Origin of the sequence: Pilimelia anulata (assembly GCF_014647895.1) — a bacterium.
Taxonomy (GTDB): domain Bacteria; phylum Actinomycetota; class Actinomycetes; order Mycobacteriales; family Micromonosporaceae; genus Pilimelia; species Pilimelia anulata.
In genome coordinates, this window is record NZ_BMQB01000007.1 from 105,272 (window position 1) to 119,258 (window position 13,987).

At 78.8% G+C, this 13,987-nt stretch carries 8 protein-coding genes; 3 read left to right on the forward strand and 5 right to left on the reverse strand.

Annotated elements, in window-relative coordinates:
• Positions 1-70: 70 nt before the first annotated feature.
• Genes IEY94_RS16495 through IEY94_RS24020 form a run of 5 tightly spaced genes read right to left on the reverse strand, consistent with a single transcriptional unit; the run spans position 71 to position 5,843 of the window.
• Positions 71-1,051 (reverse strand): hypothetical protein, encoded by a 981-nt coding sequence (locus IEY94_RS16495; RefSeq protein ID WP_189171087.1) that lies wholly within the window; start codon positions 1,049-1,051, stop codon positions 71-73.
• 7 nt (positions 1,052-1,058) lie between these two features.
• A complete protein-coding gene (locus tag IEY94_RS16500) occupies positions 1,059-2,267 on the reverse strand; it encodes an ABC transporter permease (protein ID WP_189171088.1) in 1,209 nt (402 codons plus the stop codon).
• Positions 2,264-2,971, reverse strand: a complete 708-nt coding sequence (locus IEY94_RS16505) for an ABC transporter ATP-binding protein (protein WP_189171089.1) — start codon at positions 2,969-2,971, stop codon at positions 2,264-2,266. Before IEY94_RS16505 ends, IEY94_RS16500 begins: the two co-directional genes overlap by 4 nt.
• Positions 2,968-4,242, reverse strand: coding sequence for an efflux RND transporter periplasmic adaptor subunit (locus IEY94_RS16510; protein WP_189171090.1), 1,275 nt, complete (start codon positions 4,240-4,242; stop codon positions 2,968-2,970). Before IEY94_RS16510 ends, IEY94_RS16505 begins: the two co-directional genes overlap by 4 nt.
• Complete coding sequence (locus IEY94_RS24020; RefSeq protein ID WP_189171091.1) at positions 4,236-5,843, reverse strand: permuted SH3 domain-containing protein; 1,608 nt, start codon at positions 5,841-5,843, stop codon at positions 4,236-4,238. Before IEY94_RS24020 ends, IEY94_RS16510 begins: the two co-directional genes overlap by 7 nt.
• 398 nt (positions 5,844-6,241) lie before the next feature.
• Here IEY94_RS24020 and IEY94_RS16520 point away from each other — a divergent pair, with 398 nt between their 5' ends.
• The 3 genes from IEY94_RS16520 (at position 6,242) to IEY94_RS16530 (ending at position 13,950) form a co-directional block, all read left to right on the forward strand.
• Positions 6,242-6,868, forward strand: a complete 627-nt coding sequence (locus tag IEY94_RS16520) for a hypothetical protein (RefSeq protein ID WP_189171092.1) — start codon at positions 6,242-6,244, stop codon at positions 6,866-6,868.
• 369 nt (positions 6,869-7,237) lie between these two features.
• Complete coding sequence (locus IEY94_RS16525; RefSeq protein ID WP_229784171.1) at positions 7,238-10,534, forward strand: ATP-dependent helicase; 3,297 nt, start codon at positions 7,238-7,240, stop codon at positions 10,532-10,534.
• A complete protein-coding gene (locus IEY94_RS16530) occupies positions 10,531-13,950 on the forward strand; it encodes an ATP-dependent helicase (protein ID WP_189171093.1) in 3,420 nt (1,139 codons plus the stop codon). Before IEY94_RS16525 ends, IEY94_RS16530 begins: the two co-directional genes overlap by 4 nt.
• Positions 13,951-13,987 lie beyond the last annotated feature (37 nt).

Below are 13,987 nucleotides of genomic sequence, written 5' to 3' on the forward strand. Positions count from 1 at the left end.
GCCGCCGGGCCGGATGCTCGCCGCCGCCCCCCGGCGCGGCACCGGCCGCCCGGGCCGGTGACGACCCGGGCTACTTCGCCGTACCGGTGACCGCGGTCGCCGTGACCGTGCCGTCGTCGGCGGCGGCGCCGGTGACCGTGACCCGGCTGCCGACGGCGAGCTGCGCCGGGGTGGCCGGGCGGGCCAGCGTGACGGCGGTGCGGGTACCGGTCCGGACGGTGACGACCTCGCCGTCTGCGGTCTGGACGTAGACCGTCCGGCCGTCGACCAGCTTGACCGTGCCGGTGATCGGGGCGGCGCCGGTCTGGCCGCCCGGCCCGCCGTTGTTGCCGGGGCCCTGGTTGTTGCCGTTGTTCCCGCTGCCGGGGCCGTTCTGGCCGCCGGGGCGGTTCTGGCCGTCCCGGCCGCCGCCGGGGAAGCGGCCGCCGTCCCGGCCGCGGCCGCCGCCGTCGTCCCCGCCGCCGACCGCCCGCTGGGTGTACGCGCCGCCGAGGAAGCCCGCGCCGAGGACGAGCACGAGGCCGAGCAGCACGGTGCCGCGGTTCCACCAGCGGCGCGGGGCGGCGGCGGCCAGCTCGTCGGCGAACCCGTCGGCGGGCGGGGCGGGGGCGAGCGGGTCGTGCCCGCCCGGCGGCGGGTCGCCGTCGGCGCCGCCGTCGGTGAGCAGGCGGTGTGCGGTCGGCTCGGGCTCGGCGGGCGTCGCGGCGGGCGGGTCGGTGTGGGGCAGTGTCACGGTGTCCGCGTCGTGGTCCGTCGGCGGGAGGAGCCACCACTGTTCGCCGGCCGCTGCGTCGTCGGCGGCCACCGGCGGTGCGGCAGCCGGGTCCGCAGTGGACGGGTCGGCGGGCGCTTCCGCGACCGCCGGTTCCGGGGTGCTCGACTCGGCAGCGTCCGGTTCGGCGCCGTCCGGTTCCGCGGCGTCCGGTTCGGCGCCGTCCGATTCCGCGGCGTCCGGTTCGGCGCCGTCCGGTTCGGCGGGGGTCGGTGCTGCGGGCGCCGTCGCCGCGGACGGCGGTGGGGTGTCGGCCGGGTCGCTGGGGAGAGCGTTCACGGGAGCCTCACTCGTACCGTAGGGCGTCGATCGGCCGCAGCCCGGCCGCGCGGCTGGCGGGGAGGCCGCCGAAGATGAGTCCGATGGCGATCGAGACGCCGAGCGCCAGGGCGATCGACGCCGGTACGACCACCGGCACCACGCCGACGATCGGGAACCGGGCGCCCAGCAGCGCCACCCCCACCCCCAGCGCCCCGCCGACGACGCTGAGCAGCGTCGCCTCCACGAGGAACTGGGCCAGGATCACCCAGCGCGGGGCGCCGAGCGCCTTGCGGATGCCGATCTCCCGGGTCCGCTCGGTGACGGTGACGAGCATGATGTTGGTGATGCCGATCCCGCCGACGAGCAGGCTGATCCCGGCGACGGCGCCGAGCAGGACGGTGAACGTCTGCGCGGTCTCCGTCTGCGTCTGGAGGAGCTGGGTGGCGTTGAGGATGCGGTACGGCGTCCGGGCGTTCTGCCCCGTGCCGGTCGTGGCGGCGACCCGCAGCCGCTGGTCGAGGATCGTCGCGACCTGGGTCTGCACGTCGTTGACCCGGGCCGCCGAGGTGGCCTCGACCAGGATCGAGCTGAGCTGCCCGTACCCGGTCAGCGTCTGCCGGACGGCCGACAGCGGCGCGATGACCACGTCGTTCGGGTCGCCGAAGCCGGCCGTGCCGCGCGGGCCGAGGACGCCGCCGACGGTGAACAGGGTGCCGTTCGCGGTGAGCTGCTTGCCCAGCGGGTCGACCCGGCCGAACAGCTCGGTCGCCACGGTGTCGCCGATCAGCACCACCCGGCGCCCGGCGGCCTCGTCGGCGTCGGTGAACGCGGCGCCGCGGGCGATCGGGATGTTGGCGGCGGCGAAGTAGCTGGCCCGGGTACCGATGAACTGGTTCACCTCGTGGTCCACGCCCTCGAAGGCCAGCGTGCCCGACGTGCTGGCCACCGGGGACACCGACTTGACGTCGGGCGCTAGCAGCGGGTCGCGCAGGGCCTCGGCCACCGGTACGGTCAGCCCGCCCGTGCCGCCGCGCCCGGTCGGCTGGACGGTGACGGTGCTGGCGCCCAGCGCGGCGATCCGGTCGCTGACCGCCCTCGCCGAGCCGGTGCCGACCGCGACCAGCAGGATCACCGACGCGACGCCGATGAGGACGCCGAGGACGGTGAGGGCGGAGCGCAGCTTGTTCGCGGCCACCCCGCGCAGGGCGAACCGGATGACCTCGCGCAGGTTCATCGCGCCCCCTGCCGGACGTCGGCGGCGACCTCGCCGTCGCGCAGCGTGATCAGCCGGGCGGCGCGCTCGCCGACCTCGGCCTCGTGCGTGATGAGGACGATCGTGCGGCCGGCGGCGTGCAGGCCGTCGAGGATGTCCAGCACCTCGGCCGTGGACCGGCTGTCCAGGTTGCCGGTCGGCTCGTCGGCCAGGACCAGCGACGGCATCGTGACCAGCGCCCGGGCGACCGCGACCCGCTGCTGCTGGCCGCCGGAGAGCTGGTTGGGCTCGTGCTCGGTCCGGCCCTCCATCCCGACCGCGGCGAGCGCGGCCCGGGCCCGGCGGCGGCGCTCGACGGGCTTCACCCCGGCGTACGCGAGCGGCAGTTCGACGTTGGCCAGCGCGGTCGTCCGCGGGATCAGGTTGAACGCCTGGAAGACGAACCCGATCATCCGGTTGCGGACCAGCGAGAGCTGCCGCTCGGACAGGTCGCTGACGTCGACGCCGTCGAGCAGGTACCGGCCGTCGGTCGGGACGTCGAGGCAGCCGATGATGTTCATCAGCGTCGACTTGCCGGAGCCGGACGAGCCCATGATGGCCAGGTAGTCGCCGCGGTCGACGGTGACCGAGACGCCGCGCAGCGCGCGGACGGTGGCCTCGCCCTCGCCGTACACCTTGGTGACGCCGGCCAGGTCGAGCACCGGGTGGGCGGCGGGGGCGGTCATCCGCGACCACCGCCCTGGCCGCCGCCGCCGGGTCCGCGGCCCCCGCCGCCGATGCCGAAGCCGCCGGGGCCGAAGCCGCCCTGGCCGCGGCCGTTCTGCCCGGTACCGGTCGGGGTGGGCAGGACCACCTGCTCGCCGGGCTCGACGCCCTCGGCGATCTCGACGAACGCCGCGCTCTCCAGGCCCACCCGCACCTGCCGGACGGTCTGCCGGCCGTTCTCCAGCACGGTCACCGTGCGCCGGTTGCCGGCCTTGTTGACGGCGGCCGCCACCACGTACACCGTGTCGGTCGCCCGGCCGGTGACCACGCTGGCGGTGACGGTCTGGCCGGCGCGGGCGGCGGCGGGCCGCTCGGCCAGCGAGATCGTGGCCGCGTACGTGACGACGCCGTTGCTGCTCGTCGCGTTGGGGTCGATCGTGACGACCTTGCCCTCGACCCGGGTGTCGGCCAGGGCGTTCCAGGTGACCGTGGCGGCCTGGCCGACGCGCAGCCTGACCGCGTCGGCCTCGGCGAACGACGCCGTCACCTGGAGCCGGCCGAGGTCGGCCAGCTCGATGAAGCCGCTGGTGCCGCCGGTCGACGCGGACGACGCGGCGGTGCCGGTGCGGCCGGCGCTGTTGTTGCCGGCCCCGCCGCCGGTGCCGCCGCTCGTGCTTCCGCCGCTGCTTCCGCTGCTTCCGCTGCCGCCGGAGGAGCCGCCGATGCTGCCGTTGATCTTCGTTACCGTGCCGGCGATCGGCGCGGTCAGGGTCGCGCCGGCGACCGCGTCCCGGGCCTCCCGCACCGCGAGGTCGGCCTCGGTGACCTGCGCCTGCGCCTGGCTGGTGTCCTGGCCGGCGTCGGACGCCCGGGTCACCGCGTCGTTGGCCGCCGACAGGTCCGCCCGCGCCGCCGTCAGGCCGCGGCGGGCCGCCGCGGCGTCCACCGTGGCCAGCGTGGCGCCCTTGGCGACCCGCTGGCCGACCCGGACCCGGATGTCGGTGACCGTACCGCTGGTGGTGAAGTCCGCCGCCGCCGTCAGCGCGCTGGCCACCGAGCCGTCCGCCTCGACCGTCGCGGTCAGGTCGCCGGTCAGCACCGGCACCGTCCGCGCGCCCGTCGCCGCGGGCTCGTCGGCGCCGCCGGTGACCGCCCGGTACGCCCAGAAGCCGCACCCGGCGACCAGTACCAGCAGGACCGCGTTGACCAGCAGCGTCGGCCGCTTCGTCCGGGCGGACAGCGCGGCCGCCGCCGCGACGGGGCGCGCCACCGCGCGCCGCACTCTCACCATGCCGTCCGGACCCTCTCGCCCTCGGCCAGCCCGGAGGTGACCTCGATGTACTGATCGCCCTGCACGCCGACGCCGATCGGCCGGTCGCTCGCCCGCCCGTCGGCCACCACCCGGACCGTGCCCCGCCCGGCCGCGATGTCGTGCACGGCGCCGGTCGGCACCCGGACCGCGTCGCGGACCGCGCCGGCCGTGACGAGCACCCGGGCGCTCTGCCCGAGCAGCAGGCCGGCGGGGGCGCGGGCGAAGCCGAGCACCGCCCCGTACGTCACGACCGCGTTCGTGGTGGTCCCGACCGGGTCGACCGCGGTGACCGTGGCCGGCACCGGGTCGGCGATGCCGGGGATGGTCACGCTCGCGGCCTGCCCGGTGGCCAGCCGGCCGGCGTCGGCCTCGGGGAAGCTGGTCGCGACCTGGAGCCGGTTCACGTCGCTGACCTCGATGAACGTGCCGCCTGCCCGGGCGGCGGTGCCGACCTTGCCGGCGAGGGCGAGGACCTTGCCGGCGATCGGGGCGGTGATGGTGGTGCCGGCGAGCTGGGCCTCGAGGTCGGCGAGCTGGCGGCGGGCCCGGTTGACCCGCTGCTCGGTGGAGAGGATCGCGTCCCCGCCCTGGCCGCTGCCGTCCTGCCCGGCCCCGCTCCGGCCGTCGCCGTTCCGGCCGCCCGGGGCGCTGCCGGCGCGGCCGGATCCGTTCTGCCCGTTCCGGCCGGAACCGTTCTGTCCGCCGCCGGTGCCGTTCCCGCCGGGGCCGCCGTTCTGGCCGCCGCCGCCGCCGTTTCCGTTCCCGTTCCCGGTGCCGTTCCGGCCGCCGCCGGTGCCCGTGCCGCCGCCCGGGTTGCCGGGACTGCCCGGTCCGCCGGAGCCGCCGGGGTTGCCGGTACCGCCGCCGGGGGTGCTCGGGTGCGGCTTCGTGGGGGACGGTGACGCCGTCGGTGTGGGGGAAGGGGAGGGGCTCGGGCAGGGGCAGGGGTGCGGTGGGCGCGGGTGCCGCGGCCGCGGGTGCCGGCCCGGGGGCTCGCCCGCGTCGGGGTCGTCGTCGGGGTGGTACAGCGGCTCGTACTCGGCGACCAGCCGCAGTGCGACCCCGCCGCCGCTCGCGCCGTTGGTCGCGGCGGTCGCCGTGCCGGCGGCGGTCGCGGTGGCGCCGGCCGCGGCGGCGGGTACCGCGGTGCCCGCCGCCGCGGCGGTGTCCGTGGTGGTGCCCGCCGCGGCGGTGTCTGTGGTCGTGGTGCCGGCGGCGGCGTTCGCGGCGGTGGTGGCCGCGGCGCGGGCCTCGGTCAGCGCCGTCTCGGCCAGGTCCAGGCCGGTGCGCGCCAACCCGACCCGCTCGGCCAGGGCGCTGCTGTCGATCGCGGCGAGCACCTGCCCCACCCGGACCGGGTCGCCGACCCGGACCCGGACGGCGGTGACCGTGCCGTCGGCGGTGAAGGCGAGGCTGCGGGTCCGGGTCGACTCGACCGTCCCCGTCGCCGAGAGCTGGACCGTCACCGGTCCCCGGTCCACCGTGGCCGCGGCGGCGGGGTCGCCGGGGGCGGCGTCCCGGGTGATCGCGTACGCGGTGCCGGCGGCGGCGACCTGGGACAGGACCAGCAGCCCGAGCATCACGCGCAGTTGCCGCCGGTCGGGGCGCGGCCACCGGCCGCGGCCGGTCGGGCGGCGCGTCGCGACGAGCGCCGCCAGCGGGCGGCGCGGCCTGCCGCCGCGCCACGGCAGGCGCGGCGGTCCTGGCAGTTTCCGCAGTTCACCGCGGAGCCAGGCGGGCCCTCGGGGGAGGATTCGGGTCGCCATACCGAGCGAGTATCACCGTCCGTGCTGACGGTGCGGTGGACCGAACCTCGGAGTTACCTCATAGTCTGCGATCAATTCAAAGGTAACTCCCAGTTATGGCCGACCGGACTCCGAGGTGTGCGGCGTTGGCTGTTGGTCGCAAACCCGCCCCCGCGGCGGTCCCCACGGGCCCACCCTTTTCGCCCGAACCCACTCCACCGAGGAGGAAGCCGGTGCGGCGTACAGGTAGGTCGATGGCGGCGCTCGGCGCCGTCCTGGTGGCGGGCGGGCTGGTCCTGGCCGGCTGCGGCGGCGACGACGAACCGGCGGCCGGGAACGGACCCGGCGGCGACCGCGGGCGGGGCGGCGCGTTCACGGCTTACGTCAACTGCCTGCGCGACAACGGCGTGGTGCTGCAACTGCCGTCCGGCCGGCCGGGGCGCGGCGACGGCCAGGGACGACCGGGCGGCGAGGGGCAGGGCCGGCCGGGCGAGGGTCGACCCGGCGACGGACCGGGCGGGCCGGGTGGACCGAGCGGCGATGGGCAGGGGCGGCCCGGTGGCGATGGGCAGGAGCGGCCGGGTGACGGGCCGGGTGGTCCGGGCCGGCGGCCCGGCGGGCCGTTCCGCAAGCCGGACAGCGTCGACCAGGCGACCTGGGACAAGGCGCAGCAGGCGTGCGCGTCCGTCCGGCCGACGCTGCGGCCCGGCGGCGGGCGCGGCGGGCCCGGCTCGGCGTACCGGAACTGCCTGCGCGACCAGGGCGTGACCTCGCGCAACCCCGACGAGGCCGACCCGACGGTCGCCAGGGCCCTGGCGAAGTGCAAGGCCCTGCGGCCCTCCCCGGCGCCGACGGGCTGAGCCCGACCGGCCGAGCGCGGCGCGGACCCCGTCCCCCGATCGCGCTGCGCCGGAGCCCGGTGGGACCGTCCCCGCGGCCCACCGGGTTTCCGCGCCCCCCGATCGTCGGCGTGGTGCGGCGGGGGTTCCGTCACACCGGCGTGGTGTCATGGCGGCGTGAGTACGCCGCAGTTCCGGTTGGTCCGTCGGTCCGCCGACGGATCGCCTGACGCGGCCCACCGGCCCGCCGACGGACCGGTCGACGCGACTTCCGGGCTCGCCGACGGATCGGCTGACGCGGCCCGTCCGGCCGGCGACGGCGCGGGCGGCGGGCTCGCCGGTGGCCCGGCCGCACCGGGCGACCCCGCGGGGCCGGGGCGCTCGGCGTTCGTGCCCGACCCCGCGCAGCAGCGGGTGATCGGGCACACCGCCGGGTCGCTGCTCGTGCTCGGCGCCCCCGGTACCGGCAAGACCAGCGTCCTCGTCGAGTGCGTCGCCGCCCGGGTGGCCGGGGGCGTCGACCCCGAGCGGGTGCTCGTGCTCACCTTCGGCCGCCGGCCCGCCGGGGCGCTGCGGCACCGGATCGAGGCCCGGGTCACCAGGGCCGCCGCGGCCGTGCACGAGCCGCTGGTCCGGACCTTCCACGCGTACGCGTTCGGCCTGCTCTGCCGCGCCGCCGGCAGCCGGGGCGAGCCCGCGCCGCGGCTGCTCAGCGGCCCCGAGCAGGATCTGATCATCCGCGAGCTGCTGGACCCGGCCGACGGCGCCGACCCGGTGCAGTGGCCGGCGGGGCTGGCCGCGGCCCGCGGTACCCGGGCGTTCGCCGGCCAGCTCCGGGACCTGCTGCTGCGCACCGCCGAGCGCGGCGTCGGCCCGGACGAGCTGGCCGCCCTGGGCCGCGCGGGCGGGCGGGCCGACTGGGTGAGCGCGGCGGCGTTCGTCGACCAGTACGTCGAGGTGCTCGCGCTGCGCGAGGCGACCACCCGCGGCGCCCCGGCGTACGACCACGCGGAGCTGATCCAGGCGGCCGCCGCGGCGCTGCGCGAGGACCCCGAGCTGCTGGCCGCGGAGCGGCGCCGGCTGGCGTACGCGTACGTGGACGAGTATGCCGAGACCGACCCCGCCCAGCGCGACCTGCTGGCCCTGGTGGCCGGCGGCGGGGCGCCGGTGGTGGCGTTCGCCGACCCGGACAGCGCGGTGTACGGCTTCCGCGGCGCCGACCCGGCCGGCGTGCGCGACTTCGCCGACCGGTTCGCCGGCCCGGCGGGCCCGGCGGGCACGGTGCTGCTGGACCGGGCGTACCGGTCCGCGGGCGACCTGCACGCGGCCACCCGCCGGGTCGCCGCCCGCCTCCGCGGCCCCGGCCCCCACCGCCACCCCACCCCGGCCGCCCCACCCGAGTCCGGCGTGGCAGCGACCGGCGCCGCCCCCGCGCCCGAACGGGAGCCGGCCGCGCCCGCCCGCCCGCGCCCCGACCCCGACCGCGGCGACGGCGCCCGCCCGCCGGTCGAGGTGGCGACGTTCCGGACCGGGACCAGCGAGGCCGCCTACGCCGCCCACGTGCTCCGCGAGGCGCACCTGCGCGACGGCGTCCCCTGGTCCCGGATGGCCGTGCTGGTCCGGTCCGCCCGCGGGCAGCTCCCGCTCGTCCAGCGCGCCCTGCACGTCGCCGGCGTGCCCACCGCGCTCCAGGTCGAGGAGCAGCCGCTGCACCTACAGCCGGCGGTGGCGCCGCTGCTGCTCGTCCTGCGCTGCGCCGTCGACCCGGCCGCGCTGGACGAGGACGCCGCGGTCGCGCTGCTGCACTCGCCGCTCGGCGGCGCCGACCCGCTGGCCGAGCGGCGGCTGCGCCAGGGCCTGCGGGCGCTGGCGCTGGCCGCGGGCGACGACCGGCCCACCGGCGCGCTGCTGGTCGAGGCGCTGCGCGACCCGGCCGAGCTGGCCCCGATCGAGCGGCGCTGGGCCGCGCCCGCCCGGGCCGTCGCCGGCCTGCTCGCCGAGGCCCGGACCGCGCTCGCCGTACCGGGGGCCACCGCCGAGGACGTGCTGTGGGCGGTCTGGCGGGCGACCGGGCTGGCCGAGCGGTGGGCGGCCCGGGCCACCCGGCCGGCGCGGGCGGGCGAGGCCGGGCACGTGCACCGGCGGCGGGCCGCCGCCGCGGACCGGGACCTGGACGCCGTCGTGGTGCTGTTCGACCTCGCGGCCCGGTTCGTCGACCGGCTGCCGGGCGCGCGGACCGAGGTGTTCCTGGAGCACGTCCTCGGCCAGCAGTACGCCGCCGACAGCCTCGCCCCCAGCGCCGACCGCGGGGCGGCCGTCGCGCTGCTGTCCGCGCACGCCGCGAAGGGCCTGGAGTGGGACGTCGTCGTGGTCGCCGGCGTCCAGGAGGGGGTGTGGCCGGACCTGCGGCTGCGCGGCAGCCTGCTCGGCGCCGAGCGGCTGGTGGACGTGGTCGCCGGCCGGGGCGACGGGACCGCCGCCGCGGCCACCGCCGGGCAGCTCTCGGCGCTGCTGGACGAGGAGCGCCGGCTGTTCCACGTCGCGGTCAGCCGGGCCCGCCGCCGGCTGGTGGTCACCGCGGTGGCGTCCGGGGCGGTGGGCGGCGCGGACGGGGAGGAGCAGCCGAGCCGGTTCCTGTACGAGCTGGGGGCGGTCGCCGCGGGCGACGAAGGCGGCGAGCCCGCGCTGCCGGTGCGCCGGCTGCCCCGGGCGCTGACGCTGCCCGCGCTGGTGGCCGAGCTGCGGGTGGCGGTCGCCGACCCGGCGGCGCCGGCGGCGCGCCGCGCGGCGGCCGCGGCCGAGCTGGCCCGGCTGGCCGCCGCCGGGGTGGCCGGCGCCGACCCGGCGGGCTGGTGGGGGCTCGCGCCGCTCTCCGACGACGGGCCGCTGCACGGGCCGGACGACACCGTCCGGGTGACCCCGTCCACGATGGAGAGCGTGCTGCGGTGCAGCCTGCGCTGGCTGCTGGAGCGGCACGGCGGCGCCGAGGCGGCGAGCGCCGCGCAGGGCGTCGGCAACCTGGTGCACGCCGCGGCGATGCTCGCCGACGACGCCGGCGCCGACCGGGGGGAGCTGCTGGCGTACGTGGCGGCGCGGTTCGACGCGATCGAGCTGGCGGCGCAGTGGCTGGCCGGCCGGGAGCGGGCCCGGGCGGAGGTGATGGTGGACAAGCTGCTGCGCTGGCTGGCCGCCAACCCGCGCCGGCTGCTGGCGATCGAGAAGGAGTTCGCGGTCCGGCTGGCCGACACCGCCCCGGTGGTCGAGCTGACCGGCCGGGTGGACCGGCTGGAGGTCGACGACGCCGGCCGGCTGGTCGTGATCGACCTGAAGACCGGGCGGACCACCTCGGTCACCGAGCCGGAGCTGGCCGAGCACCCGCAGCTCGGCGCGTACCAGGTGGCGGTCGAGGAGGGGGCGTTCGCCGAGTACGGCACCGAGTCCGGCGGGGCGGCGCTGGTCCAGCTCGGCACGTCCGCCGCGGCGGCGGGGGAGCAGGTGCAGCCGCCGGTCGCCGGGGCGGACGACCCCGGCTGGGCCCGGGCGATGGTCGACCGGACGGCCCGGACGATGGCCGCGGCGACGTTCGCCGCGGTCGGCAACGCCCGCTGCCGGACCTGCCCGGTCCGGGTCTGCTGCCCGGTCTCCGGCAAGGGCCGGCAGGTCGTCGCGCCGGGGGAGGGCGGATGACCGCCGTGGACGGCGCCCGCCCGGTCGGCGCCACCGTCGGGCCCCGGTACACGCCGGTGGAGCTGGCCGGGCTGCTCGGCCTGCCGCACCCGCCGACGGACGAGCAGGCGGCGATCATCGCCGCGCCGGTCGGCCCGCTGCTGGTGGTCGCGGGCGCCGGCTCGGGCAAGACCGAGACGATGGCCGGGCGGGTGGTCTGGCTGGTCGCCAACGGGCACGTCCGGGCCGACCAGGTGCTCGGGCTGACGTTCACCCGCAAGGCCGCCGGGGAGCTGGCGCACCGGGTCCGGACCCGGCTGCACCAGCTCGACCGCCGGCTCGGCCACCCCGCCCGGGAGCCGGACGCGGGCGTCGGCGGCGAGCCGACGGTGGCCACGTACCACGCGTACGCCGGGCGGATCGTCACCGAGCACGGCCTCCGGGCCGGGTTCGAGCCGGCCGCCCGGCTGCTCACCGAGGCGAGCTGCTGGCAGCTCGCGGACGCGATCGTGCGCACGTACGACGGGGACCTGTCCGACGTGGACCGCGCCCCGGCGACCGTGGTGGCCGACCTGATCGGGCTCGCCGGGGAGCTGGCCGAGCACCTGGTGTCCGCCGTCGACCTGGCCGAGTGGACGGGCGCGTTCTGCGGCCGGGCCGAGGCGCTGCCCGGCCGGGTGTACGCCGACGTCCGCGAGCTGCTCGGCCGGCAGCGGGCCCGGCGGGCGCTGCTGCCGCTGCTGCGCCGGTACGCCGAGCGCAAGCTGGCCCTGGAGGCGATGGACTTCGGCGACCAGCTCGCCCGCGCCGCCGCCGTCGCCCGCGACCACCCGGAGGTCGGCGGGGTCGAGCGGGACCGGTTCCGGGTGGTGCTGCTGGACGAGTACCAGGACACCTCGCACGCCCAGGTGGTGCTGCTGCGCGCGCTGTTCGGCGGCGGCCACCCGGTAACCGCGGTCGGCGACCCCTGCCAGGCGATCTACGGCTGGCGCGGCGCCAGCGCCGGCACCCTGGACCGGTTCCCGGCCGCCTTCCCCGACGCCGCCGGCGACCCGGCCCCGGTCCGCGAGCTGCGCACGAGCTGGCGAAACCGGCCGGAGATCCTGACCGTGGCCAACGCGCTGTCCGCGCCGCTGCGCGCCGCCGGCGCCCGGGTGGCCGAGCTGGCCGCCGCCCCGGCGGTCGCCGCGGCCGTCGGCGGGCGTACGGCCCGCGGGCAGCGCGCGGCCACCGTCCACTGCGCCCTGCTGGAGACGTACGCCGACGAGGCCGACTGGCTCGCCGACTCGGTGGCCGGCGCCTGGCGGGCAGCGGCCCGGGTCCGGCCGGACACCCCGCCCGCGGCGATCCCGGTCGAGCGCCGGCCGACCACCGCGGTGTTGATCCGGGTGCGCAAGATGATCCCGGCGATCGAGGCGGCGCTGCGCGCCCGCGGCCTGCCGGTGGAGGTCGTCGGGCTGGGCGGGCTGCTGGACACCCCCGAGGTCCGGGACGTCGTCTGCACCCTGCGCACCCTCGCCGACCCGGCCGACGGCGCGGCCCTGCTGCGGCTGCTCACCGGCGTCCGCTGGCGGATCGGCCCGCGCGACCTGGTCGCCCTGCACCGGCGGGCCCGCCGGCTCGCCGCCGACCGGCGCGACCCCGGCGGCGCCGGGGAGCCGGACATCGTCACCGACCGGCTGGACGACGCCACGCTCAGCGAGGCGCTGGCGGACCCGGGCGACCCGGCCGGGTACTCGCCCGCCGGGTACGCCCGGTTCGCCGCGCTGGCCGACGAGCTGGCCGGTCTGCGCCGCCGGCTGGACCAGCCGCTGCCCGACCTGGTCGCCGACGTCGAGCGGACGGTCGGCCTGGACGTCGAGGTGGCCGTCCGCGCCGGCCGGGCCGGCGACGCCGGCCTGGCCCGGGCGCACCTGGACGCGCTCGGCGACGCCGCCGCCCGGTTCGCCGCCGAGTCGGACGCGCCGTCGCTGACCGCGTTCCTGGCGTACCTGGCGGCGGCCGAGGACGAGGAGCGCGGTCTGTCGCCCGGCGAGGTGGACGTCGCCGAGGGCGCCGTGCAGATCCTCACCGCGCACGCGGCCAAGGGCCTGGAGTGGGACGTCGTCGCCGTCGCCGGCCTGACCGCGCACGTGTGGCCGGGGCGGGTACAGGGCGCCGACCACTTCCTCAAGGGCGTGGGCTCGCTGCCGTTCCCGCTGCGCGGCGACGCCGCGGGCCTGCCCGAGCTCGACCTGGCCGGCGCCGCCGACCAGCGGGAACTGAACGAGGCCCGCAAGGCGTTCCTGGCCGGCTGGGCCGCGCACGACGAGCGGGAGGAGCGCCGGCTGGCGTACGTGGCGGTGACCCGGCCGCGCCGGCTGCTGCTGGCCTCGGGCCACTGGTGGGGCGAGGACGTGAAGCGGCCGCGCGGCCCGTCGGCGTTCCTCGACCGGATCGGCGAGGAGTGCCGGGCCGGGGCCGGGGTGGTGGACCACTGGGCGCCCGCGCCGGCGGACGGGGCGGCGCACCCGCTGGCGGCGGCGGAGCGCACGGCGCAGTGGCCGGCGGACCCGCTGGGCGCCCGCCGCCCGGCCCTGGCCGCCGCGGCCGACCTGGTCCGCGCCGAACTGGCCGCCCTGCGCCCCGCCCGCCCGGCGGCCCCGCCCACCGCCGACGGGGCCGATGCCACCCCGGACCGCTCCGACGTCACCGCCACCGCCACCGCCGGCGCCACCGCCACCGACGAGGACGAGGACGCCGACGGTGATCCGGTGGCGCGGCGGTGGCGGGCCGAGGTGGAGTTGCTGCTCGCCGAGCGGGAGCGGCAGGCCCGCCGCGCCGGCCCGGTCGACGTCCCGCTGCCCGCGCACCTGTCCGTCTCCCAGCTCGTCGCGCTGCGGCAGGACCCCGCCGCCCTGGCCCGCTCCCTGCGCCGCCCGGTCCCGCGCCGCCCCGACCCGTACGCCCGCCGCGGCACCGCCTTCCACGCCTGGCTGGAGCGCCGGTTCGGCGGCGACCGGCTGTGGGACATCGAGGAGCTGCCCGGCGCCGCCGACGAGGACGCCGCCGGCGACGAGCAGCTCGCGGCGCTGCGCACGGCGTTCCTGGCCAGCGAGTGGGCCGACCGGACGCCGGCCGAGGTCGAGGTCCCGTTCGCCACGGTCGTCGGCGGGGTGGTGCTGCGCGGCCGGATGGACGCGGTGTTCGCCGACGCCGCCGGCGGGTACGACGTCGTGGACTGGAAGACCGGCCGGCAGCCGACGGGCGCCGCCGCCCGGGCGGCGGCGGTGCAGCTCGCGGCGTACCGGCTCGCCTGGGCGCAGCTCGCCCGAGTGGATGTACTCAGCGTGCGTGCCGCGTTCCACTACGTAGCCGCCAACGTGACCGTGCGGCCGGCGGACCTGCTCGACGCCGACGGGCTCGCCCGACTCGTCCGCGGTGTCCCGAACGGCTGACCGGCCGGGGTGACACGACCGCGCCATTTCCCTAGTA